Source organism: Mesorhizobium sp. M0598, assembly GCF_040320865.1.
In the GTDB taxonomy this organism is placed as follows: Bacteria; Pseudomonadota; Alphaproteobacteria; order Rhizobiales; family Rhizobiaceae; genus Mesorhizobium.
Genome location: NZ_JAMYQL010000001.1, coordinates 240,189 through 262,409, shown reverse-complemented (window position 1 = coordinate 262,409; position 22,221 = coordinate 240,189). Strand labels below are relative to the sequence as shown.

25 protein-coding genes are annotated in these 22,221 nt (G+C 63.2%); 13 read left to right on the top strand and 12 right to left on the bottom strand.

What is annotated here, in order from left to right; translation table 11 throughout:
• Positions 1-67: 67 nt before the first annotated feature.
• From NKI59_RS01245 to NKI59_RS01235, 3 genes are all read left to right on the top strand, one after another.
• The gene (locus tag NKI59_RS01245; RefSeq protein WP_352501143.1) at positions 68-877 is read left to right on the top strand and encodes a transglutaminase-like domain-containing protein; all 810 of its coding nucleotides are present in this window, start codon (positions 68-70) and stop codon (positions 875-877) included.
• 122 nt (positions 878-999) lie between these two features.
• The gene (locus tag NKI59_RS01240; RefSeq protein WP_352701807.1) at positions 1,000-1,965 is read left to right on the top strand and encodes a cation diffusion facilitator family transporter; all 966 of its coding nucleotides are present in this window, start codon (positions 1,000-1,002) and stop codon (positions 1,963-1,965) included.
• A gap of 80 nt (positions 1,966-2,045) precedes the next feature.
• Positions 2,046-2,450 carry a GFA family protein gene (locus NKI59_RS01235; protein WP_352701805.1) on the top strand — a complete coding sequence of 135 codons (405 nt, stop codon included), beginning with the start codon at positions 2,046-2,048 and terminating at the stop codon, positions 2,448-2,450.
• Positions 2,451-2,489: 39 nt separating this feature from the next.
• Here the strand turns inward: NKI59_RS01235 and NKI59_RS01230 are convergent, their stop codons facing one another.
• Positions 2,490-3,752 (bottom strand): DNA recombination protein RmuC, encoded by a 1,263-nt coding sequence (locus NKI59_RS01230; RefSeq protein WP_352701803.1) that lies wholly within the window; start codon positions 3,750-3,752, stop codon positions 2,490-2,492.
• Positions 3,753-3,855: 103 nt separating this feature from the next.
• Here NKI59_RS01230 and def point away from each other — a divergent pair, with 103 nt between their 5' ends.
• Genes def through truA form a run of 4 tightly spaced genes read left to right on the top strand, consistent with a single transcriptional unit; the run spans position 3,856 to position 6,612 of the window.
• A complete protein-coding gene (def, locus tag NKI59_RS01225) occupies positions 3,856-4,386 on the top strand; it encodes a peptide deformylase (protein ID WP_352455964.1) in 531 nt (176 codons plus the stop codon).
• 16 nt (positions 4,387-4,402) lie between these two features.
• Complete coding sequence (gene fmt, locus NKI59_RS01220) at positions 4,403-5,332, top strand: methionyl-tRNA formyltransferase (RefSeq protein ID WP_352702261.1); 930 nt, start codon at positions 4,403-4,405, stop codon at positions 5,330-5,332.
• Positions 5,329-5,838: a GNAT family N-acetyltransferase gene (locus tag NKI59_RS01215; RefSeq protein ID WP_352568527.1), complete on the top strand. Its 510-nt coding sequence runs from the start codon at positions 5,329-5,331 to the stop codon at positions 5,836-5,838. The genes fmt and NKI59_RS01215 overlap by 4 nt, the downstream gene beginning before the upstream one ends.
• A gap of 18 nt (positions 5,839-5,856) precedes the next feature.
• Positions 5,857-6,612 carry a tRNA pseudouridine(38-40) synthase TruA gene (gene truA / locus NKI59_RS01210; protein WP_352701801.1) on the top strand — a complete coding sequence of 252 codons (756 nt, stop codon included), beginning with the start codon at positions 5,857-5,859 and terminating at the stop codon, positions 6,610-6,612.
• Here truA and NKI59_RS01205 read toward each other — a convergent pair.
• Positions 6,594-7,202, bottom strand: a complete 609-nt coding sequence (locus tag NKI59_RS01205) for a hypothetical protein (protein WP_023677470.1) — start codon at positions 7,200-7,202, stop codon at positions 6,594-6,596. The genes truA and NKI59_RS01205 overlap by 19 nt on opposite strands.
• Before the next feature lie 2 nt (positions 7,203-7,204).
• Positions 7,205-8,404 carry a succinyl-diaminopimelate desuccinylase gene (gene dapE / locus NKI59_RS01200; protein ID WP_352683064.1) on the bottom strand — a complete coding sequence of 400 codons (1,200 nt, stop codon included), beginning with the start codon at positions 8,402-8,404 and terminating at the stop codon, positions 7,205-7,207.
• A 129-nt stretch (positions 8,405-8,533) separates the two neighbouring features.
• Between dapE and NKI59_RS01195 the strand changes: the two genes are divergently transcribed.
• Positions 8,534-9,565, top strand: a complete 1,032-nt coding sequence (locus NKI59_RS01195; protein WP_352683066.1) for a 2-dehydropantoate 2-reductase — start codon at positions 8,534-8,536, stop codon at positions 9,563-9,565.
• Here the strand turns inward: NKI59_RS01195 and NKI59_RS01190 are convergent.
• From NKI59_RS01190 to dapD, 4 genes are all read right to left on the bottom strand, one after another.
• Complete coding sequence (locus tag NKI59_RS01190; protein WP_352701798.1) at positions 9,555-10,655, bottom strand: GGDEF domain-containing protein; 1,101 nt, start codon at positions 10,653-10,655, stop codon at positions 9,555-9,557. The genes NKI59_RS01195 and NKI59_RS01190 overlap by 11 nt on opposite strands.
• A gap of 335 nt (positions 10,656-10,990) precedes the next feature.
• Positions 10,991-11,779, bottom strand: a complete 789-nt coding sequence (locus NKI59_RS01185) for a hypothetical protein (protein WP_352701795.1) — start codon at positions 11,777-11,779, stop codon at positions 10,991-10,993.
• 21 nt (positions 11,780-11,800) lie between these two features.
• On the bottom strand, positions 11,801-12,178 hold the full coding sequence (locus NKI59_RS01180; protein WP_352455974.1) for a DUF805 domain-containing protein: 378 nt from the start codon (positions 12,176-12,178) through the stop codon (positions 11,801-11,803).
• Positions 12,179-12,208: 30 nt separating this feature from the next.
• Positions 12,209-13,063 carry a 2,3,4,5-tetrahydropyridine-2,6-dicarboxylate N-succinyltransferase gene (gene dapD, locus NKI59_RS01175; RefSeq protein WP_023677474.1) on the bottom strand — a complete coding sequence of 285 codons (855 nt, stop codon included), beginning with the start codon at positions 13,061-13,063 and terminating at the stop codon, positions 12,209-12,211.
• 145 nt (positions 13,064-13,208) lie between these two features.
• Here dapD and NKI59_RS01170 point away from each other — a divergent pair, with 145 nt between their 5' ends.
• Complete coding sequence (locus tag NKI59_RS01170) at positions 13,209-14,048, top strand: LOG family protein (protein ID WP_352701793.1); 840 nt, start codon at positions 13,209-13,211, stop codon at positions 14,046-14,048.
• Between the two features lie 34 nt (positions 14,049-14,082).
• On the opposite strand, the gene NKI59_RS01165 is transcribed toward NKI59_RS01170, so the two are convergent.
• Positions 14,083-14,790 (bottom strand): pyrimidine 5'-nucleotidase, encoded by a 708-nt coding sequence (locus NKI59_RS01165; RefSeq protein ID WP_352701791.1) that lies wholly within the window; start codon positions 14,788-14,790, stop codon positions 14,083-14,085.
• A gap of 161 nt (positions 14,791-14,951) precedes the next feature.
• On the opposite strand from NKI59_RS01165, the gene NKI59_RS01160 reads away from it, so the two are divergent.
• Complete coding sequence (locus NKI59_RS01160; RefSeq protein WP_352701789.1) at positions 14,952-15,713, top strand: GGDEF domain-containing protein; 762 nt, start codon at positions 14,952-14,954, stop codon at positions 15,711-15,713.
• Between the two features lie 49 nt (positions 15,714-15,762).
• Here NKI59_RS01160 and NKI59_RS01155 read toward each other — a convergent pair whose 3' ends face one another.
• Positions 15,763-15,930, bottom strand: coding sequence for a hypothetical protein (locus NKI59_RS01155; protein ID WP_352588558.1), 168 nt, complete (start codon positions 15,928-15,930; stop codon positions 15,763-15,765).
• A 93-nt stretch (positions 15,931-16,023) separates the two neighbouring features.
• Here NKI59_RS01155 and NKI59_RS01150 point away from each other — a divergent pair, with 93 nt between their 5' ends.
• The gene (locus tag NKI59_RS01150) at positions 16,024-16,524 is read left to right on the top strand and encodes a MarR family winged helix-turn-helix transcriptional regulator (protein WP_352701787.1); all 501 of its coding nucleotides are present in this window, start codon (positions 16,024-16,026) and stop codon (positions 16,522-16,524) included.
• On the opposite strand, the gene phhA is transcribed toward NKI59_RS01150, so the two are convergent.
• The gene (gene phhA / locus NKI59_RS01145) at positions 16,519-17,352 is read right to left on the bottom strand and encodes a phenylalanine 4-monooxygenase (RefSeq protein WP_352578141.1); all 834 of its coding nucleotides are present in this window, start codon (positions 17,350-17,352) and stop codon (positions 16,519-16,521) included. The two genes, NKI59_RS01150 and phhA, sit on opposite strands and share 6 nt — an antisense overlap.
• A 140-nt stretch (positions 17,353-17,492) precedes the next feature.
• Here phhA and NKI59_RS01140 point away from each other — a divergent pair, with 140 nt between their 5' ends.
• The gene (locus NKI59_RS01140) at positions 17,493-17,969 is read left to right on the top strand and encodes an Lrp/AsnC family transcriptional regulator (protein WP_023677481.1); all 477 of its coding nucleotides are present in this window, start codon (positions 17,493-17,495) and stop codon (positions 17,967-17,969) included.
• A gap of 102 nt (positions 17,970-18,071) precedes the next feature.
• Complete coding sequence (gene bchE / locus NKI59_RS01135; RefSeq protein ID WP_352701785.1) at positions 18,072-19,610, top strand: magnesium-protoporphyrin IX monomethyl ester anaerobic oxidative cyclase; 1,539 nt, start codon at positions 18,072-18,074, stop codon at positions 19,608-19,610.
• A gap of 19 nt (positions 19,611-19,629) precedes the next feature.
• On the opposite strand, the gene argB is transcribed toward bchE, so the two are convergent.
• Together argB and NKI59_RS01125 are read right to left on the bottom strand one after the other, a co-directional pair.
• Entirely contained in the window at positions 19,630-20,523 is an 894-nt protein-coding gene (gene argB / locus NKI59_RS01130; protein ID WP_023677482.1) for an acetylglutamate kinase, read from the bottom strand.
• Positions 20,524-20,619: 96 nt separating this feature from the next.
• Positions 20,620-22,116 (bottom strand): amidase, encoded by a 1,497-nt coding sequence (locus tag NKI59_RS01125; RefSeq protein WP_352701782.1) that lies wholly within the window; start codon positions 22,114-22,116, stop codon positions 20,620-20,622.
• Positions 22,117-22,221 lie beyond the last annotated feature (105 nt).

The window sequence follows — 22,221 nt, the reverse complement described above, 5'->3', positions numbered from 1 at the left end:
CTTCGCACTGCAGCATCAGCCCTTGCGTTTCGCCGGCTGATGATCAGGCAGGCCGGTCAGGACGACAATGCGGATCCACATCGGTTGCCAGATGAGCTTCGACTTCCCGCAGGAAACACCGCTGATCGCGATGCTAAACGTCCATTATTCGCGCGCATCCGATCTTGAGCGGCCGGACTTCCTGACGTCGAACCCGCCGGTGCCAATCGAAAGCTACCGCGACAGTTTCGGCAATTGGTGCAACCGTTTCGTTGCGCCGGCCGGGCGCTTTGCGTTCGGCACGGACGCGGTGATCCGCGACCCCGGCTCCTTCGAGACGCGCGAGCTGACGGCGTGGCAGCACGAGGTGCGCGATCTGCCATCGGAGACGCTGCTGTTCCTGCTGCCCAGCCGTTATTGCGAGAGCGACGTGCTGTCGAATGAAGCGTGGCGGCTGTTCGGCAGCACCCCGCTCGGCATTCCGCGCGTCCAGGCGGTCTGCGACTTCGTCCATAACCACATCGTCTTCAACTATTTCAATGCACGGCCGACGCGCACCGCCGCCGAGGCCTATCGCGAGCAGAGTGGTGTATGCCGCGACTTTGCTCACCTCGCTGTTGCCTTCTGCCGCGCCCTGAACATTCCGACCCGCTACTGCACCGGCTATATCAGTGATATCGGCCTGCCAAAGCCGTGGTCGGACATGGATTTCGCCGCTTGGATGGAGGTCTATCTCGGCGGCCGCTGGCACGCGTTCGACCCGCGCAATAACGCGCCGCGCATCGGCCGCATCCTGATTGCCTCCGGACGCGATGCCGCCGATGTGCCGCTGACCCACATTTTTGGGCCGGGCGCGCTGGCTGGCTTCAAGGTCTGGACGGACGAGGTCGTCGAATAGCCCCGCGCCGCCCTTTTGAACAACTGACCTTGTGAACAACTGGGCACTTCGGGCGTTGTGGGGACTGTGGAGCGTGGGCGGGCGCTCCGCCAATCTCGGTGCATCAACCAAGGCAGCACACCATGGCGGCGCATGGCGGGTCGAAAAAAGTGATCTATGCGGCGCTCGCCGGAAATCTTGCGATCGCACTGACCAAATTTGCCGCTGCCTTGTTCACGGGCAGCTCGGCAATGCTCTCGGAAGGCGTCCACTCGCTCGTCGATACCGGCAATGGCAGCCTGCTGCTTTACGGCATGCACCGTGCCGCCCGGCCGGCCGACCGCACGCATCCGCTCGGCCATGGCCGCGAGCTGTACTTCTGGAGCTTCATCGTTGCGCTCCTCGTCTTTGCACTGGGCGCCGGCATATCGTTCTACGAAGGCGTGACGCACATCATGGCGCCGGAGCCGATTGCCAACGCCAAGGTGAACTACGCTGTCCTTGGCCTTTCCTTTCTCTTCGAAGGCACCTCTTGGCTGGTGGCGCTGAAGGAATTCCGCCACCAAAAAGGCAGCCACGGCTGGCTTGAGGCGGTGCAGCTCAGCAAGGATCCGAGTGTCTACACCGTACTCTTCGAGGACAGCGCGGCACTTCTCGGCCTCGTTGTCGCCTTCGCCGGCATATTGGCGGCGGAATTGCTGGACATGCCGAAGCTCGACGGCGCCGCGTCGATCGGCATCGCGCTCATCCTGGGCGCGACCGCGATCTTCCTGGCGCGCGAAAGCAAGAGCCTGCTGCTCGGCGAGCCGGCCTCGCCCGAGGTGCAAACAGAGGTGCTGGCCATCATCCAGCAGGACCCGGCGGTGCAACGGGCAAATGGCGTGCTGACGCTGCATATGGGTCCGCAGGAGATCGTCGCCGCTTTGAGCATCGAGTTCGAGGATCATTTGTCGGCGCCGGAGATAGAGACCTGCGTCGAGCGCCTCGAGACGCGGCTGAAGGCGGAGATGCCGGAGGTGACGCGGCTCTTCGTCAAGCCGCAGACCACCGGCACCTGGGAACGCCGGAGCAAGGCCTTGGCGGGGGCATCCGGACAAGAACCGGCCTAAGGAAAATGGCTTGAGGAAATCGATGCGCCATCGGGCAGTCCCGGCTATGATCGCAGGCAAAAGCTCCAGGAGGAACGAAGATGAAAATCGACGGCGCGTGTCATTGTGGCGCTATCACTTACGAGGCCGAAGTCGATCCGGAAAAGACCACCATTTGTCACTGCATCGATTGTCAGAAGCTAACCGGAACGGCCTTTCGCGTCACCGTGCCGGCGTCCGAGGACAATTACAGGATCACCAGGGGCACGCCGAAGATCTATATCAAGACCGGTTCGAGCGGCGCCAAGCGCGCCCAGGCATTTTGCGGTGAGTGCGGCTCGCATCTCTACGCCACGTCGGCGGGCGAGGGACCGAAGGTTTACGGTATCAGGGTCGGCACGGCACGGCAGCGCGAGCAACTGGTGCCGAGAAAGCAGATCTGGCACCGCTCGGCGCTGCATTGGCTGCCGGAATTCGAAGGCACAACCATCATCGAGGAGCAGTAGCGCCAGACCGGGGCGAAGCCTCCGGTTCCGGCGCAGCTCTCAATCGTCGCCTTCGACGACCCTTAGCCTCAATTGCCCGGTTTTCGAATCGGCGACGCGCGGGCTGATTTCCGCTTTTGCTCCGCTGCCATTCGAACCAGCGGTGTCCTCCGCCGGCTGCACGCCAAACTCCAGCGCCTCGATCTTTTGTCCGCGCCTGGTCACCTTCGATGTCGAGACAAGGATGTCCTCGATATCCTTGGCCGATTGACCGAAATGCGTCTGCAATTTGCGCACCCGCTCGTCGAGCCGGGAAACATCTTCCATCAGCCGGATAACCTCGCCCTGGATCAGGTGTGCCTGCTCGCGCATGCGGGCATCCTTGAGGATTGCCTGGATGACCTGGATCGACAGCATCAAAAGCGATGGCGAGACGATGACGATCCGTGAGCGATGCGCCTTCTGGACAACGGCCTCGAAATTCTCGTGGATTTCGGCGAACACCGATTCCGAAGGCACGAACATGAAGGCGGTGTCCTGCGTCTCGCCCTGGATCAGGTATTTTTCGGAAATATCGCGGACATGCACCTCGATGTCGCGGCGGAAAGCCTGTGCGGCGGTCTTCTGCAGTTCGGCGCCTTCGGCGGCCCGGATGGCATTCCAGGCCTCGAGCGGAAACTTTGCATCGATGGCAAGCGACGGTGCGCCGTTCGGCATCTTCACCAGGCAATCGGGCCGGCTGCCATTCGACAAGGTCGCCTGGAATTCATAGGCGCCGTGCGGCAATCCGTCGGCGACGATGGCTTCCATACGCGACTGGCCGAAGGCGCCGCGCGTCTGCTTGTTGGAAAGGATCGCCTGCAATTGCACGACCTGGCCGGCCAGCGACTGGATGTTGCCTTGCGCGATATCGATGACCGCCAGCCGTTCCTGCAGCTTGGCGAGGCTCTCATGCGTCGATCTCGTCTGCTCGGTCATGGTCTGGCCCAGGCGGCCGGTCATGGCATCGAGGCGCTGGCCGATCGACTGGGTGAGTTCGGCCTGGCGCGCGCCGAACACTTCGGCGATGGCGCCCATGCGGCCCTGCATTTCCGCCTGGCTTGCCAAGATACCAGCCATCCGCGCCTCGGCGTCGCGGGCATGGTCGGCGGCTTCCGCGGCCGCTACCGCACGCGCCTTGGCCGATCGCCACAGCGCAATGACCAACGCCACGAACAGACCGAGGAACAGCATTGCACCGAAACCCAGGACATGGCCGAGGGTGAGCGTGGTGGCGCCGAGGCGGGCGACAGGTTCGGACAGGATGGTGGCCAGTTCGTTCATGCCGACAGCATAGATGATTCGGAACGTCGGCACAGATCAAAACGTGAACGGCCCGGAGGCGCCCCGGTTGACGCTTTTCCTGCGACGTCTTAGGTGAGACGCCATGTCGATCAAGCCGCTTATCATCCTTCCCGATCCCGTCCTGCGTCAGGTTTCAAAACCGGTCGAGCGTGTCGACGGGGATTTGCGCAAACTGGCCGGCGACATGCTGGACACCATGTATGACGCGCCCGGCATCGGCCTCGCAGCGATCCAGGTCGGCGAACCCTTGCGCATGCTGGTGATCGACCTGGCCAAAGAGGACGAGACGCCGGCACCGCACGTCTTCATCAATCCCGAAATCCTTGAAAGCTCCGACCAGCGTTCGGTCTACGAGGAAGGCTGTCTGTCGATCCCGGACTACTATGCCGAGGTCGAGCGCCCCGCGGCGGTGCGGGTGAAATATCTCGATCGCGACGGCAAGCTGCAGGAGATCGAGGCCGAGGGCCTGATGGCGACCTGCCTGCAGCATGAAATCGACCACCTCAACGGCGTGCTGTTCATCGATTACATCTCCAAGCTGAAGCGCGACATGGTGGTCAAGAAATTCAAGAAGCTCGCCAGGGACAAGGCGCCGGGCAAGATGGTGGGGTAGGCGTCGACGAATGCCCCTGCGTGTCATCTTCATGGGTACGCCTGAATTCTCCGTGCCGACGCTGCGGGCGATTGCCGGGGCCGGGCACGGGTTGACGGCCGTCTACACGCAGCCGCCGCGCGCCGGCGGCCGGCGCGGGCTCGAACTGACGCCGTCGCCGGTGCAGCGCGAGGCGGCGCGGCTTGGCATCGAGGTGCGGTCGCCGGTGTCGCTGAAGAGCGAGGCGGAGCAGGAGGCGTTCCGCGCCTTGCGCGCCGACGTCGCCGTGGTCGTCGCCTACGGATTGCTTCTACCCAAACCCATTCTCGAGGCGCCGCGGCTCGGTTGCCTCAACGGTCACGCATCGCTATTGCCGCGCTGGCGCGGCGCTGCCCCTGTCCAGCGCGCCATCATGGCCGGTGATACCGAAACGGGCATTATGGTGATGCGGATGGAGGAAGGCCTCGACACCGGGCCGGTGGCAATGGTTGAAAAATGTCCCATTGGACCCGACATGACGGCCGGCGATCTGCACGACCGGCTGATGGTCCTCGGTGCTGCGCTGATGGTGCAAGCGCTCGAACGGCTGGAGCGGAATACGCTGACATTTACCACACAGGCGGAGGTGGGGGTGACCTACGCCAAGAAAATCGATAAATCGGAGACTCGCATAGACTGGCTGCGACCTGCCGGCGACGTGCACAACCAGATTCGCGGCCTGTCGCCCTTTCCCGGTGCATGGTGTGAGGCCGAAATCGGCGGCCGCGTGGAACGGCTGAAACTGCTTCGCTCGACGCTCTCGCAAGGCGCCGGCGAACCGGGAGGAATTCTCGATGACCGGCTGACGGTCGCCTGCGGGTCAGGCGCGATCAGGCCGGTCGAAGTTCAACGTGCGGGCGCAAGGCCCATTGCCGCGCAGGAGTTTCTGCGCGGGGCCAAGCTCGAAAAAGGAATGAAATTGTCATGAGCATGATGTCCATACGCGCGGCGACGCCGCGGGACCGCGAGGCGATCCGCCTTGTCGAAGAACACGCATTCGGCCAGCAGACGGAGGCCGGACTGGTCGACGCGCTGGTCACCGGCGGTGATGCCGTCGTCGAACTGGTGGCGGACGAAGACGGGCAAGTGGTCGGCCATATCCTGTTTTCACGGCTTTTCGTGCAGAATGGCGGCAAGAGCTTCCCGGCGGTGGCTTTGGCTCCTTTGGCGGTCGAGCCGTCGTTCCACGGCACCGGCATCGGCGGTGCGCTGGTCCGCGAGGCGCATATCCGCCTGAAGGCTGCTGGCGAGACGCTCGCCGTGGTGCTCGGCGATCCGGCCTATTATGGGCGTTTCGGCTACAGTCGTGCCCGTGCCGCGAAATTCGACAGCGACTATCAGGGCGAAGCCCTGCAGGCGCTTGCCTGGGGCGAGGCGCCGGAGACCGGCAGGCTGGTCTACGCCTCGGCCTTCGGCTCAGCCCTCGCCGCCTGATTTCGCCTCGATCCGGGAATGCCTCGTTTTCGCCTCGACATCGAATATGACGGCAGTCTCTTCGCCGGCTGGCAGCGCCAGGCCAACCAGCCATCGGTGCAGCAGGCGATCGAGCAGGCGATCGAGAAGTTCTGTGGTCAACAGGTTTCGCTGCGCGCCGCCGGCCGCACCGATGCCGGCGTCCATGCGACCGCTCAGGTGGCGCATGTCGATCTGATCAAGGCATGGCCCGGCGACAAGGTGCGCGACGCCGTCAACGCGCATCTGCAAGCGGCCAAGGTGCGCATCGCCATCCTGAAGGCCGCCGTCGTGCCGGATGGCTTCGATGCGCGTTTCTCGGCAATCGGCCGCCACTACGTCTACCGCATCGTCAATCGGCGCGCGCCGGCGGCGCTCGACAAGGGCAAGATCTGGTGGGTACCGAAGCAGCTCGATGCCGGTGCCATGCACGAAGCGGCAAAGGTGCTGCTTGGCCGGCATGATTTCACCACCTTCCGCTCGACCCAGTGCCAAGCTACCAGCCCCGTCCGCACGCTCGACCGGCTGGATGTCAGCCGCACCGGCGATTTCATCGAAGTCCGCGCTTCGGCGCGGTCCTTCCTTCACAACCAGGTGCGCTCGATGGTCGGCTCGCTCAAACGTGTCGGCGAAGGCGGCTGGACTGTTGCCGACCTCAAGGCGGCGCTTGAGGCGCGCGACCGTGCGGCCTGCGGTCAGGTGGCGCCGCCCGACGGGCTGTTTCTCGTCGGCGTCGATTATCCGACGCCTGGCTGATCCGGAACGCTGATCCCGAGCAGCGCCTGCAGTCCGAACAGGACGATCAGCGACGCCACGAACATGCCGGCAAAAACGGCGCTGCCGGCGGCCGCTCCCCTGCCGATCGCAACGTTGGTCATCCGCCAGGTCAAGACCATCGACAGCGCGAACAACAGCAGCGACACGAGTCCGGAGACTTCGTTGGCCGACGTCAGGAAAAGCCGGATCAACGCCGATGGCAGCATCATCCAGGCGATGATCGCCGAGGCCCAATTGCTGGCCACGACATAATGGACGAAACGGCCGCCGACGCCGACCCGCGGCGCCACCAGGGCGAGGCCTATGAGCGGCAGCACCCAGGCGCCGATATCGACGGTTGCCAGGCGGATCAACATGCTGAAACGGCCGACGAATGCGTTGGGATCGCCGATCTCGTTGGCAATACCGACCCAGCCGACGATCAGTGCCGGCGCCGCGACGACGATGGCAAAAAAGGAGTTCCAGAATCCGTCCGCCGAAAGGTCGAGCAGGCGAAATCCGTCGGCCTTGCCGAGCATCAGCCGCCAGGCACCGGCAAGCGAAGCGTAGGTTTCATCCGCTGAAAGCATCACTAGGATATGTCCTGCGCAAACCAGTCTTCAACGAAGCGCAGATAAATCTGCGTCAGCGTCTCGAGGTCGGCAATCGCCACGCGTTCGTCGACCATGTGCATGGTCTTGCCGACCAGTCCGAATTCGACCACCGGACAATAATCCTTTATGAAGCGGGCATCGGAGGTGCCGCCGGAGGTGGAGAGCGCCGGCTTCCTGCCGGTCACCGCCTTGATCGAGCCGCCAAGCGTCTCGATCAACCTGTCGTCGCGTGTCAGGAAAACGTGGCTCGGTCCGTCGCGCCAGACGATCTCGTAGTCGACCGGCGTCTTCTTGCCGGCGCGGTATTTCTTGCGTTTCGCCGCCCGGTCGAGGCGGTTGTGGATCTCGGCCTGGATCGTCTCTGCGGTCCATGTGTCGTTGAAGCGAATATTAAAGGTAGCCGCCGCCTTCGCCGGGATGACGTTGGTGGCAGGATTGCCGACATCGATAGAGGTCACCTCAAGATTGGTCGGCTGGAAATCCCTTGTTCCGTTGTCGAAGACGGGGTGAAGCAAGGCGTCGACCAGCGTCACCAGGCCGCGCACCGGGTTGTCGGCTAGCTGCGGATAGGCGGCGTGGCCCTGGCGGCCGTTGACGACGACCGTGCCCGATAGAGAGCCGCGCCGGCCGATCTTGATCATATCGCCGAGCGCGTCGGGATTGGTCGGCTCGCCGACGATCGAGGCATCCCATTTCTCGCCCTTGGCGGCCGCCCATTCGAGCAGTTTCGTCGTGCCGTTGATCGCCGGCCCTTCCTCGTCGCCGGTTATCAGCAGCGAGACCGACCCCTTCGGGCCGCCCTTCTGCGCGATATGTCGCGCTACCGCCGCGACGAAACAAGCAATGCCGCCCTTCATGTCGACCGCGCCGCGGCCGAACATCTCGCCATTGGCGATCTCGGCGCCAAAGGGTGGGTGCGTCCAGGCTGTTTCATCGCCCACCGGCACCACATCGGTATGGCCGGCAAACATCATATGCGGGCCGTTGCCGGAACGCCGCGCGTAAAGGTTCTCTATGTCAGGTGTGCCGGATTCGGAAAACACCGGGCGCTCGACGGCAAAGCCGAGCGGCTTCAACATTTCTTCCAGCGCGCTCAGCGCACCGCCTTCGGCGGGCGTCACGGAAGCGCAGCGGATGAGAGCAGCCAGATTTCTGGTCGGATCGGTAGGCAGCGTCATGGGCAAAAGCGATAGTCGAAAGCGCAAGGCCTGTCACGGCCAGACATAAGGGCCAGCCATGCCGCCGACATTATGGTTTTCATGCCGTATAATTGCGGCAAGGCCTCTCGACCAGGACAGGGCCATCGCATGATCACGCATGGCAGGACGATCGTAATCGCCGGTGCCGGCAGTATCGGATGCTACGCCGGCGGCTGCCTGATACTTGCCGGGCGAAAGGTGGTTCTGCTGGCGCGGCCTCGCATCGAGAAGGCGCTGCAAAAAGGTGGATTGCGCATCACCGACCGTGATGGCCGCGACCGATCCGTCAAGCCGGAGGCATTGTCGGTCACCGCCGATCCGGCCGCGGCATTCCCCGGTGCCGATGTCATCCTGGCAACGGTCAAGAGCGGCGCGACGCAGGACATGGCCGGGCTTATTGCGGCCCATGCCCGACCGGATGCGGTGGTACTCAGTCTGCAGAACGGCGTCGACAATGCCGATAAATTGCGAGCCCATCTCACCGCCCGGCGGGTGCTCGCGGGCATGGTGCCGTTCAACGTGGTCCAATCGCCGGAGGGCGAATTGCCGCTTCGCCTGCACCGCGCCAGCGGCGGCAAGGTGATGATCGAACAGGGCGCGACAGGCCTTGACGAACTGCTCGACGTCGAGGGCTTTGCCGTCGCCACGCATGGTGACATCGAAGCGGTGCTATGGGGCAAGCTGCTGCTCAACCTCAACAACGCGCTGGTGGCGCTTTCCGGCCTGCCGCTGGCGGCAGAGCTTGCCGATCGCCGCTGGCGGCTGATCCTGGCCGGCCAGATCGACGAAGCATTGGCGGCAATGATGGCGGCAGGCATCGAACCCGCTCGCATCGCCGGCCTGCGTCCCGCGCTGCTGCCGAAAGTGCTTCGCCTGCCCGACTGGCTGTTCAAGTTCTTGGCGCGGCGGATGCTTGCCATCGACCCTGCCGCGCGTTCGTCGATGTGGGATGACCTTCAGCGCCGCCGGCCGACGGAGATCGGCGAACTGCAAGGCGCGGTCCTGCGTTTGGCCGAAAACGCCGGCACGCCGGCACCTTTGCTGAAGCGCGTGACGGCACTGGTGCGCGCGGCCGAGCAGGAGAGAAGCGGATCGCCCTGCCTGTCGCCGGAAGCCGTCGCTGCGACCGTCAGATGGTAGCCCGCACAGGCGCCCAGTAACGGCCCTTGCCGGTGCGCTTGGCTTCGTAGAGCGCATGGTCGGAACAGGTGAGCAGGATTTCCGGATCGCCGCCGTCGGCGGGTGCGAAGGCGCTGCCGACGCTCAAGCCGACATGGATGGCGGAACCGACCCCGAGGTCGAAAGGCACCGAGACCTTTTCGATGGCCCGCTTTGCCAGGTAGGTGGCCTCGATCTCCGAGGTTGCGGGCAAAAGGATGACAAATTCATCGCCGCCAATGCGGAAGACCACGTCCCCCGGACGGAAGCCGCGCTTCAATCGTTCGGCCACCTTGCGCAGCAGCACGTCGCCGACGGCGTGGCCAAAACGGTCGTTGACCTGTTTGAAACCGTCGAGATCCATGCTGAGCACTGCAAACGGCTTGCCGCCATTGGCGGCCGGCGCCGCAAGGTCGCGGCACATGTCGCGCAATTTCTCCTGTAGGAAGATGCGGTTTGGCAGGCCGGTCAGCGCGTCCTTGATGGCCAGGTCGCGATTGTCCAGTTCGGCGCGGATCATGCGGGCATTGATTGCGTGGTTCTGAAGCAGCACGATGATGACGCCGGCCACATAGAACGGCGTTTGAATTCCGACGATCGGCATTCCGGGCGCCGCAGAAAACAATGCACCGACCACGTAAGGCAGGCTTACGGCCAACATGACGAATATGGCGAAGCGCGGGGTCGCCGCATTGCGTGACGACACCACGCCGACGACGCCTGCGACATTCAAGGCGGCAAGTACGGAAAGCGCCATATTCCCGCTGGCAACACAGCCATAGCAGCCGAGGCCGAAAACGACCGACCAGACGCCGCTGGCTGCCATCAGGCCCGCCAGCGGCCCTTTCGAGCCGCGCCTGCGGGCCTGCTCGCATTCCCGCATCAGCAGAACGCGGACGGTGAAAAGCATCAGGTCGGCGGCAATCCAGGCGTAGGGCCACCAATCCCCGGTGGCAAGAGCGGCGCTGACCGCAACCAACAGAACGCTGATGGTGCCGAACAGGACCGCGAATTTGCGGTCGAAGGTGGTGTCGAGAAGCCGGGCGCGGACAGCTTCCGGTTCCAATTTCATCGGCGAAGAGAACCAGGCAAACAGGCGAGCGGCGGCGCTCCACGTTTTGCGCGGCTCCTTGGTGGTCAGGGATAGGTCGCTTGCCAGTCGAGCGCTCCGTGCCGGTCGACACAGTCTTCGCCGGCATGCTGGGCCAGGGTGATTAACATTCGCTTAGAGCATCCGGCGCAAAACCGGGCTTTCGGAACTCCCCGTTCCGCCGCTCTGGAGCAATTCCAGGAAAAGTGTGAAGCGGTTTTCCGTCCGGAATTGCGTCAAAACAAAAAGATAGAGCGGTTCGGCGTTTCTGCGAAACGATGAACCGTTCTAGCGGATCTGCCGCCGGGTGGCCGGTTTTAGCTTGCCGGCCCCGGTCGTCTGCGGACTGCAGGCCGACGCGGCGTACCCGGCTCGGGATCGGTCTTCGCCGCACGTGCCGGCTGCCCATGAGGGGTTTCGATCAGCGTGATCTTCTGCCAGATCTTTCGCGAGAGGTTCGAAGCCAGGTTCTCGATGTCATTGACGCCGTCGATGACCACGGCGTCATTCACTGATTGCGCGAACAGCGCGGCGATCTTGCCGGTGATCGACAGCATTTCGGAGCAGTAGTCGAGATAGCGGGCAAGGTCGGCGGCGTTGGTGATGCGGGCTGGCGAATGCGCAGTCGGCTTGAAACTGGCTGAAAGCGTTGCCGGATCCTTGGTCAGCTGGTGCATGTCGATGACGTGGATCAGCGACCGCAGCCCGTGGAGCTGGCGAAACACCCGCTTGCGCTTGATCCGCTCCTCGGAGCGAATCAGGGCCAGGAAGCCCAGCACCGCGAGGATGATCATGTTGAGGGAGGCTTCGATGCCTTGCACCGACTGGAAGGCATCGTGGTTTCCCGAGATGCGGCCGAGCGGCAGGATTGTGCCGACGAACAGGAACATCAGCGCTCCGACGACGAAGGCGGCGATGATGAGGCCGCGCAGCCACCAGATCGGCGCCTCCAGCGCCTTGGCTGCCTTTGCCAGATCGCGCGACAGCGACACGAGCTCGGCGGCAACGCCGCGCAAGCCTGCATCGGGAAAGCGCTCGGCGACGCGCCCTTCCAGCCGTGCGGCGGTTTCGAGGATCAGTTTCGGATCAAGCGAGCGGTAGCGCATGACGAAATGTCCGATCGGCGCTCAGGGTTCAGCCGGGGCATTGGTGCGCTTGCCGTAGCGGTTGGGGCCGGGTTGCCCTGGAAACAGGCAAAGCACCAGAAAAGCGATGATCGAGACAACCGGCACGAAAAGCACCAGCGCCGCAACGCCCGGCTTGTCGAGGTCGTGCAACCGCTTGACCGCCAGCACCACGTTCGACCAAAGCGAGGCAATGAAGGCGATGAAGAAAATAAACGACCACATGTTGCTCTCGGTGGTGCCTTCCGGCACCAGCGTGAAACGGTAGAGCGGGAAGGCCTGTATGATGGCCACCAGCAGTCCTCCAAGAAAATAGGCCGCGCGGCTGACGCGGCCCGAAGCTTTGAAGAAAAGCCAGATGAGGTCGGATCTATCAGGCAAGCGAATTCCGTCCGTATTCGTTGAGAAAGATCAATCGCGCAGCAATTCGTTGATCGATGTCTTGGAACGGGTTCTGGCGTCGACCCGCTTGACGATGACGGCGCAGTAGAGGCTGGGGCCGGGCTCGTTGTTTGGAAAAGGTTTGCCCGGCAGCGAGCCGGCGACGACGACGGAATTAGGCGGCACCTCGCCGTAGAAGATCTCGCCGGTGGCGCGGTCGACGATCTTGGTCGACTGGCCGATGAAGACGCCCATGCCGAGCACCGAGCCTTCGCGCACGATGCAGCCTTCGACCACTTCGGAACGGGCGCCGATGAAGCAATTGTCCTCGATGATGGTTGGGCCGGCCTGCATCGGCTCCAGCACACCGCCGATGCCGACACCGCCCGACAGATGCACATTCTTGCCGATCTGGGCACAGGAGCCGACCGAAGCCCAGGTGTCGACCATGGTGCCGCTGTCGACATAGGCGCCGACATTGACGAAGGACGGCATCAGCACGGCGCCGGGCGCGACATAGGCGGAGCGGCGCACGATCGACGACGGCACGGCGCGGAAGCCCGCCTTCTCGAAATCGACGGCGCTCCAGCCGTCGAATTTCGAGGGCACCTTGTCCCACCATACCGCCTGACCGGGACCACCCTTTATGATCTCCATCGGGGTGAGCCGGAAGGACAGCAGCACCGCTTTCTTCAGCCACTGGTTGACGTGCCATTTGCCGTCGGCCTGCCGCTCGGCGACGCGGGCGACGCCCCGGTCGAGCAGGTCGAGCGCCGATTGGATGGCCTCGCGCGTCTCGCCGCGGGTTGCGGTCGAAATCGTGTCGCGTTCCTCGAAGGCGTTCTCGATAATCTCCTCGAGGCTCGCGAGATCGGGCTTCGACATGAATTCGCTCCATTACCAAGCTGTTAAGGGCCGGCGCCTTAACCTGTTTGAAAGTCGCGCGGACCCTATGTGAAGGCTTGGGGAGGGTCAATCGCGGCAGCGTCACGGGACGGCGCAAGTGAATGATTGGACGGGTAAAGCAAATATGACTCCCATGGAAAAGGCGGGATGGACGCCGCTGCCGCATTCGGACGAGGATCTGGAGCGGTCGAGAAGCGTGCCGGACACGCCGCAAACGCGCGCGGAGACATACCGGCTGGCCTGGAACGATCCCGATTTCATGACGCGGCGCGAGTTGCGCGCGGTCAGGCTGCAGCTCGAACTGCTGAAACCGGAGATGATCCTGGCCGAGCGCGGCATCCAATCGACCGTCATCCTGTTCGGCGGCGCCCGCATTCCCGAGCCCGGCGGCGAAGCCTGGGCGGCCAAGAACGAGACGCAGAAGAAGAACCTCGAGCAAAACAGCAAATATTACGAGGAGGCGCGCAAATTCGCCCGCCTCTGCTCGCAGCAATCGGCCACCTCGTACTTTCGCGAATTCGTCGTGGTGACCGGCGGCGGGCCGGGCGTCATGGAGGCCGGCAATCGTGGCGCCGACGATGTTGGCGCGCCGTCGATCGGTCTCAACATCGTGCTGCCGCACGAGCAGGCGCCAAACGCCTACGTGACGCCGGAACTCTGCTTCAACTTCCACTATTTCGCGGTCCGCAAGATGCATTTCGTCATGCGTGCCAAGGCCGTTGCGGTGTTTCCAGGCGGCTTCGGCACGATGGACGAGTTCTTCGAAACGCTGACCCTGATCCAGACCGGCCGCATGGAACGCGTGCCGGTCATCCTGTTCGGCAAGGCTTTCTGGGCAAGGGCGATCGACCTCGATTTCCTCGCCGAGCAAGGCACGATCACGCCCGGCGACCAGGATATCATCGATTTCGTCGACACTGCCGACGAGGCCTGGGGGATCGTCAGCCGCTTCTATAAACTTTGACATGCAAGCAAGGACTTGAAGCGCGCCGGCTGCCTCAAGCAGGGACTTCGACGATCGCCGTGAGAAAGCCGGCGAGATCGTCGGTGACGAAGTCCACATCGTCCTCGTTGGCCGAGTCGCGTTCCCAGATTTCCGAGAAGGTCGGCTCGAAATTGCGCGGCACCACCAGCACCGTGGTCATGCCCAGCGATTTCGGCACCGACAGGTTGCGGGCGAGATCTTCGAACATCACCGCATTTTGCCCGGTAACGGCGTGGAGTTCGGCAAATTTCTCATAGGATTGCCGCGCCGGCTTGGGGTTCAGTCCGGCTGCGACGATATCGAAAATATCATCGAAATGCTCGAGAATGCCCAGCTGCCGCGCGGTGCGTTCGGCATGCCGGCGATCCCCGTTGGTGAAGATGAATTTACGGCCGGGAAGCTGGCGAATGGCGGTGCCTAGGACGGGATCTGGAACCAGCCAGGAATAATCGATGTCGTGCACCTTCTCAAGAAAATCATCGGGGTCGATGCCGTGGCGCATCATCAATCCGTTCAGCGTCGTGCCGTATTCGCGGTAGAGCTCCTTTTGCAGCTTGCGTGCTTCCTCGCGCGGCAGTGTCAGCAATTCTCCGACGTAGGCGGTCATCTTCACATCGATCTGCGAGAACAGATTCGAATGATGCGGATAAAGCGTGTTGTCGAGATCGAACACCCAGTCGGTGACATGGGCAAAGCGGGCGGGGTCGGGAAGTGTGGTCATACGTCCTTATGGCACGAAACGATCTTTCTAACAGGAGGTTTATCCACAACCTATGCGCGCCCTGGGTGGTAAAAATGGCGCCATGATTAAAATCTTAAGCATCGCCGAAAGGTGACATTCAGCGCTTTGCTGGAACCAAGACGGACCAGTGGGAGCAAGCGATGAATCGCATATTTCTAAAGTCTGCCGCCATCGCTTTCGCCTCCGTCGCGGTCTCGCTTTTGCTGACGCTGATTGTCGTGCCGGCAATGGGGTTTCCGATCAATCGCACCATCTGGCTGACATCCACCGTGTGCCCGCTCGCGCTTGCCTGGAGCATCGGCGCCTATACGTTCTGGCAGGGCGAAAGGTTGCAGACCGCGCATCGCGAGCTCGCCCGCGCCCATGCCCAACTCGCCGCCGCGCACAGGCGCTTGGCGGAAAAGGCGAGCCGCGACGACATGACCGGCATGCTCAACCGCGAAAGTTTCTTTGCCGCTCTCGACGGCTCCCGGCGCAAATCCGATCGCGGGGCATTGCTGATCGTCGATGCCGACCATTTCAAGACCATCAACGACAGCTACGGCCATCTGATCGGCGACGATGCGCTGCTGCTGATCGCAAACGCGATAGAGCGTGGCGTGCGCAGCGGCGACGTGCTTGGCCGCATCGGCGGCGAGGAATTCTGCGCCCTTCTGATTGGTGCCACCGAACACGAGGCCAGGCGCGTCGCCGAGCGCATCCGCCGTGAAGTCGAGCGTATCCGTTTCCGGCCCGTCGACGAACGAACGGTTCCGCTGACAGTCAGTATTGGCGGCATCACCTGCGGCAGAGACGCCGCAGTGTCGGAGCTAATGCGCGCCGCCGACCAGCGGCTCTACGAGGCCAAGCATCGCGGCCGCAATCTGTCGATCATCGACCGCGATATTTCCGAAGCCGCCTGAGCTCGGTCCTAAGCCTTCTGCTGCATTCAACCGCGCCGCTGCCAGACTGTCAAAATCCGAAGATGGCGATGCGGAACAGCAGGGCGGCCGCCGCCAGCGCCACCAGAGCGATGCCAAGGCCAATGGGAGAGCCCCAGCCATACCACTCCATCGCCAGCTTGGCATATTTGAACTCCTCGGCCGGTGTGAGTAGGCCGCGCGTTGGGGTCTGATTCATGTTTCACTCCTTGCAGGCTGCGACAGGCCTTGCCTTGCGCCTGATGCAGCATATTACTATAATGGCCGTAATGTTAGGCAGATTGATAGTTAGATGGTCGAAATAAATTCGTCGAGCATGAATCGGGCCGACATGAAGACCGCCATCAGCCTTGCCATTATGGGCTGGCAGGACGCGACGCAGGCTTATGACGAGGCAGTGGGCGATAGGCTTGGGCTGAGTATGGGGGAACGCCATTGCCTATCGCTGCTCTATGGCGGCCCGCGATCGGCTGGCGAGGTCGCGGCCGCAACAGGGTTGACGCCGGCCGCGGTCACCGCGCTGATCGACCGGCTGGAGGCGCGCGGCCTGCTGACACGAACGCGCAGCCTTGAGGACAGGCGCAAGGTGGTCATAGAGGCTACGGAACTCACGCGAGAACTATCGACGCGCTATTATGGCGCGATCGCGCAGGAGGGGGAAAAGGTGATCGCCACATTCAGCGACACTGAGCTCGCCACGATCCTGCGCTTCGTCACGGCGTCGCTCGACCTTCAGCGCGACCAGCTGGCCCGGCTGAAGGCCGAGGCGTTGGAAACAGCCGACAGCCTATAGGCTCGCCGGGTCGAGCGCTGGCTCGCCTTTGCGGCGCGCCACGATCGCCGCAAGATCGGCGGTCTCGAAAGCATCGCGCAGAACGTCGAAGGACGGCAGCACGAAATAGGCACGCTGGAATTTGTCGATCTCGTAGCCGGTGCGCATCACGGTTTCCAGGTCGAACGGGACATGGTGCGCCTCGCCGCCTTCAACCGCGAACTGAAGCTCGGTGAAGGATGACATCAGCCCGGCACCGAAAGCCTTCAGCGGCTGGCCCGGCTCGCGCATCAGTCCGTATTCGACGGTGTACCAGTAAAGCCGGGTGATCATCTCGTCGCCGCCGAGCGCAATCACGCTGTCGGCCTTCTTGCCATACATCTGCATGAAGTCGGCAAAGACCGGCTGCGTCAGGATCGGCACGTGACCGAAGAAATCGTGGAACATGTCGGGCTCGACAATGTAGTCGAGCTCCTTTTGGGTTCGCAGCCAGTTGGTGACCGGGAACCGGCGGTTGGCGAGGTGGTCGAAGAACGGCGCGGCGGGAATGAGCCCCGGCACGGCGACGATCTCCCAGCCGGTGAACTTGCGCAGCTTCTCGCTGACCGCACCGAAATCCGGGATCTTATCGAGAAGACCGAGCGCCGCAACGCCATCGAGGTAGGAGTGGTGGGCGAGCTTCCTGGTCAGCTTCGTCTGGCGGTCGCACAGCGTGCGCCACACCGCCTGTTCTTCGTCGCTGTAATTGTAGCCCTGCGCCACGGTGAAATCGGCACGGCAGACCGAATAATCGCCGCGAAGGCCTCGCGCCGCGCATTCGCGGGCATAGTCGGCAACGTTCATTGTCATGGCTTGCTCTCCCTGGAAATCATGATCAGCGGATTGCCGGAAATTCTAGCGGGATGGCGCGAGGCAAATCAGCTTTGATGGTGGCTCAAATGCGGGGTTGGAGGTAAAAGACTCCACGGTCGAGCTTTGGGAGAGTGAAAATGCCTCAGTTTGATGAATTCGAGATCAAGATGCTCGACATCCTGCAACGCGACGGGCGCAAGCCGGTCTCCGAATTGGCGCAGGAGATTGGGCTGTCGACGACACCTTGCGCGCGGCGCTTCGAGGCCCTTCAGCAAGCGGGCATCATAAAGGGCTTTGCTGCGGTGCTCAGCCGCCGCGCCGTCGGGCTGATGGTCGAAGTGTTCATCCAGGTGCGCCTCGTAACCCACAGCGACGGTTCGCCCGAAACCTTTATCGCCGCCGTGCAGCGCATGGACGAGGTGTCGTCGTGCTGGACGATGACTGGAGACTACGATTTCCTGCTGCATGTCATGGTGCCGTCGGTCGACGAGCTCAATGCCTTCGTCATGCACCGGCTGATGCGGCTCGAAGGCGTGCGCGACGTACACACGCAGCTTGTGCTGCAGAACATCAAGGGGCCTGGCCATGTGCCGCTTGCACATCTCAGACGATAGGCATTTCTGCGGAAAAGCTGCACACAAACTGCTGAAGCGAGCCAATCTCCGGAACTAGATCGCCGACTACGACATGCGGACCGCCATTGCATAAGGCCCGCCATGAAAATCGTCCTGATCAACCCGCCGCATACCGCCATCGGCAGCCGTGTGCCGGACGACCATCTGCCGCCGCTCGGCTTGCTGGCACTGGGCGGTCCGCTGATCGACGCGGGACATCAACTACGGCTTGTGGACGCCGAATTCGGGCCGATGGCGCTTGCCACGCTGGTCCGGGACGCCTTGAGCGACCATCCCGACTGCATTCTGATCGGCCATTCCGGCTCGACCTCTGCACATCCGACAGCCCTGCTGATCGCCGGCATGGTCAAGGACATCGAGCCAGCGACAATCCTGATTTATGGCGGCGTGTTTCCGACCTATCACTGGCGCGACATACTGGCTGAAACGAATGTCTTCGACGTCATCGTGCGCGGCGAGGGCGAGGCGACAATCGTCGCGCTGGTCGAAGCGCTTGAGAAACGCAAGCCGCTGTCGGACGTGGCGGGGATCGCTTTTCCTGACGATTTGCGCCGTCCTTTTGCCACCCGGCCGGCAAGGACGATCACCAATTTCGACGATTACCGCATCGGCTGGGAACTGATCGACTTCAGTCGCTACAGCTATTGGGGCGGCAAGCGCGCAGTAGTCATGCAATTCTCGCGAGGCTGTCCGCATCTGTGCAACTATTGCGGCCAGCGCGGCTTCTGGACGCGCTGGCGGCACCGCGACGCCGGGAAGTTCGCGCGGGAGATTGCCTGGCTATACCGCGAGCATGGCGTCGAGCTGATCAACCTTGCCGACGAGAACCCGACGTCGTCCAAAAAAGCCTGGCGCGCCTTTCTCGATGCGATGATCGCCGAGAATGTGCCGGTGCTGATCGTCGGCTCCACCCGCGCCGACGACATCGTCCGCGACGCCGACAGCCTGCATCTCTATCGCCAGGCCGGCGTCATCCGCTGGCTGCTTGGCATGGAAAATACCGACGAGCAGACGCTTGCATTGATCCGCAAGGGCGGCAGCACCTCGTCCGACCGCGAGGCGATACGGCTGCTGCGCCTCAACGGCATCTTGTCGATGGCGACCTGGGTGGCCGGTTTCGAGGACGAAAGTTTGCGCGACCTCTGGCGCGGCTTCCGCCAGCTGATCGCTTATGACCCCGACCAGATCCAGGCGCTCTATGTAACGCCGCATCGCTGGACGCCGTTCTTCAGGATTGCCAGGGACCGCAAGGTGATCCAGCTGGACGCCCGCCTGTGGGACTACAAGCATCAGGTGCTGCAGATGACCCGCCTCAAGCCGTGGATGCTGTTCTTCGCCGTCAAGCTGATCGAACTGGCCGTGCAGTCGCGGCCCAAGGCGCTGGCCCGCATCCTGTTCCACAAGGATCCGGAGCAACGGCATTCGATGCGCTGGTACACCAAAATGGGCCGCCGCGTCTGGTTCCGCGAAGTCTGGGGTTTTCTGGTCCGCGACCGCCGCCTCAAAAATGGCCCGACGCTCGCCGAATTCTGGGGCGCGCCGCAAGACGAGGAAGAGGAATCGATGGTTGTCGAACGCCTGTCGCGTCAGTCCGTGACCGCTATTTCGTCAAACGCTTGAGCCCCTCAGACACCCGGCCTCACGGCACGATCAGCGTGCCGGCGCCGTGTTCGGTGAACAGCTCGAGCAGCACCGCATGCGGCGTCTTGCCGTTGAGGATGACGACGCCTGCGACGCCGCGCTCGATTGCCTCGATGCAGGTCTCGACTTTGGGGATCATGCCGCCCGAGACCGTGCCGTCCTTGATCAGGGCCTTGGCCTCGGCCACGGTCAACTCGTCGATCAGCTTCTTGTCCTTGTCGAGCACGCCGGGCACGTCGGTAAGGAACAGCAGGCGCGTCGCCTGGCAGGCGCCGGCGATGGCGCCGGCAAAAGTGTCGGCGTTGATGTTGTAGGTATGGCCGTCGCGGCCGGGCGCCACCGGCGCCAGCACCGGGATCATTTCGGACCGCGCCAGGAGGTCGAGCAATGTGCGGTCGACCTCGACAGGCTCACCAACGAAGCCCAGGTCGAGCACCCGCTCGATGTTGGAATCCGGATCGATCATGGTCTTGCGCGCCTTTTCGGCAAACACCATGTTGCCGTCCTTGCCGCACAGGCCGATCGCCCACTCGCCCTCGGCATTGATCAGCGCGACGATCTCCTTGTTGATCGACCCGGCCAGCACCATCTCGACAATCTCGACGGTCTTCTGGTCAGTGACGCGCAAGCCGCCCTCGAATTTGGATTCGATGCCCATCTTGCTGAGCATGGCGCCGATCTGCGGCCCGCCGCCATGCACGACGATCGGGTTGACGCCGGATTGTTTCAAAAGTGCGATGTCGCGGGCGAAAGCCTTGCCGAGCGCGATGTCGCCCATCGCGTGGCCGCCATATTTCACCACGACCGTCTTGTTCTCGTAGCGCTGCATATAGGGCAGCGCCCTTGAAAGCAGCGCGGCCTGCATTTCGGCGGTGGCGGCGACATCCGTCATCGGCGTGGCTCCCAGCTTGGCATGAACGGCGGCGTCTTAGCGGGAATTGGACGAGGGGGCAAACGGCTTTGCTGTCACCATCGATCAAATCACCGCCTATGCCGGCCGCTGGAGCGGCGCCCGTCGGCCCAGCCAGCCCGAGATCCTTTCCATCTGCGCGGCGAACGACAAAAGCGTTTCCTCGTCGCCGGGGCGGCCGGCGGCCTGGACGCCGAGCGGCAGGCCGGCATCGGTGACGTAAACCGGCAGCGTGATCGACGGTTGCCCGCTGACGTTCTGGATCGCCGGCCAGTGGGTGAACCACAGGCTCTTGTCCATCAGCTGGCCGAATAGCGGCTTGAACTTCAGCAGGCCGGCGAGGCGCAGTCTGTCCAGGACATTCTCGATGAATTCGTCGGCGCCTTTCGGGTCCATGACGCCGCAGGCGAGCGGCGGGTGCGCGATTACTGGCATCAGCACTGCATCATAATGCGCGGTTTCGGCGATAAGCCGGCGCGAGGTTGCGTGCAGCCGCTGCAGGCCGGCATAGATTTCGCCGGCCGAGAGAATTTCACCGAACCGGCTCATCACGCGCGTGGCGCGTTCGATGTCGCCTGAGATGGAGCGGCCGACGCGCAAGGCCTCGCCACGCACCGTGCCGGCCACCGCCGCAGCGACGGTTCTGGCGAAATCGGCGATGAAATCGCGATCGATATAGGGCAGGTCGATCTCCTCGACGCTGTGTCCGCCTTCGCGCGCCAGCCCGATCGCCGCATCCAGAGCTTTCAACGTCTCTTCCGATATCGGCAGGCCGAGCGGCGATTTTCGATAGAAGGCGAGCTTGAGCTTGCCCGGATCGCGCCCAGCCGCCGCAGTGAAACTGCCGTTCGGCGAGGGTGCCGCGTAGGGCGACAGCGGGTCAGGCCCGTGGGTCAGGTCGAGCAGCAGGGCCGTATCGCGCACCGAGCGGGCCAACGCATGGTCGACGACGAAGCCGTACCAGCTTTCGGTGACGAGCGGCGTCAAGGGTACGCGGCCTCGCGAGGTTTTCAGCCCGATCAGCCCGGTACAAGCCGCAGGCACCCTGATCGAGCCGCCGCCATCCGAGGCATGCGCCACCGGCACGACGCCGGCCGCGACCAGCGCAGCCGCACCGCCTGAGGAACCGCCGGTCGTATGCGCGGTGTCCCATGGGTTGCGGGTGATGCCGAAAGCCGCCGATTCGGTCACCAGCCTCAGCCCGTGTTCGGGTGCGGTGCTGGTGGCGATCGGAATCAGGCCGGCGGCCAGATAGCGTTCCGTCATCACCGAGCTGAAATCGGGGGTGAAGGCCGGGATGCGGCTGCCGCCATGCGTCGGCACGCCCTTCATAGCGATGCCGAGGTCCTTCAGCGCAAAGGGCACTCCGGCAAACGGCAGCTTGTGGTCGACGCTTTTCGCCCGCGCCCGCGCCGCCTCATAGAGCGGTTCGGCGATGGCGTTGATCTCCGGGTGGGTGGCCTCGGCCCGGGCGATCGCCGCATCGACGAGATCTTGCGGTGTGATCTCTCCCTTGTGCACGAGTGCGGCCTGGCCGGTTGCGTCATGCTCCCACAGAACCCGCTCGATCGACATGGTCGCCCTCCCGCTCATTGCAAGCTAGCGGGCTGCGATTTCATTGGCAATCGACGCTGGCGCTGCCGGTGCGCAAGACCATTTCAGTCGTTGCAAATACATTGC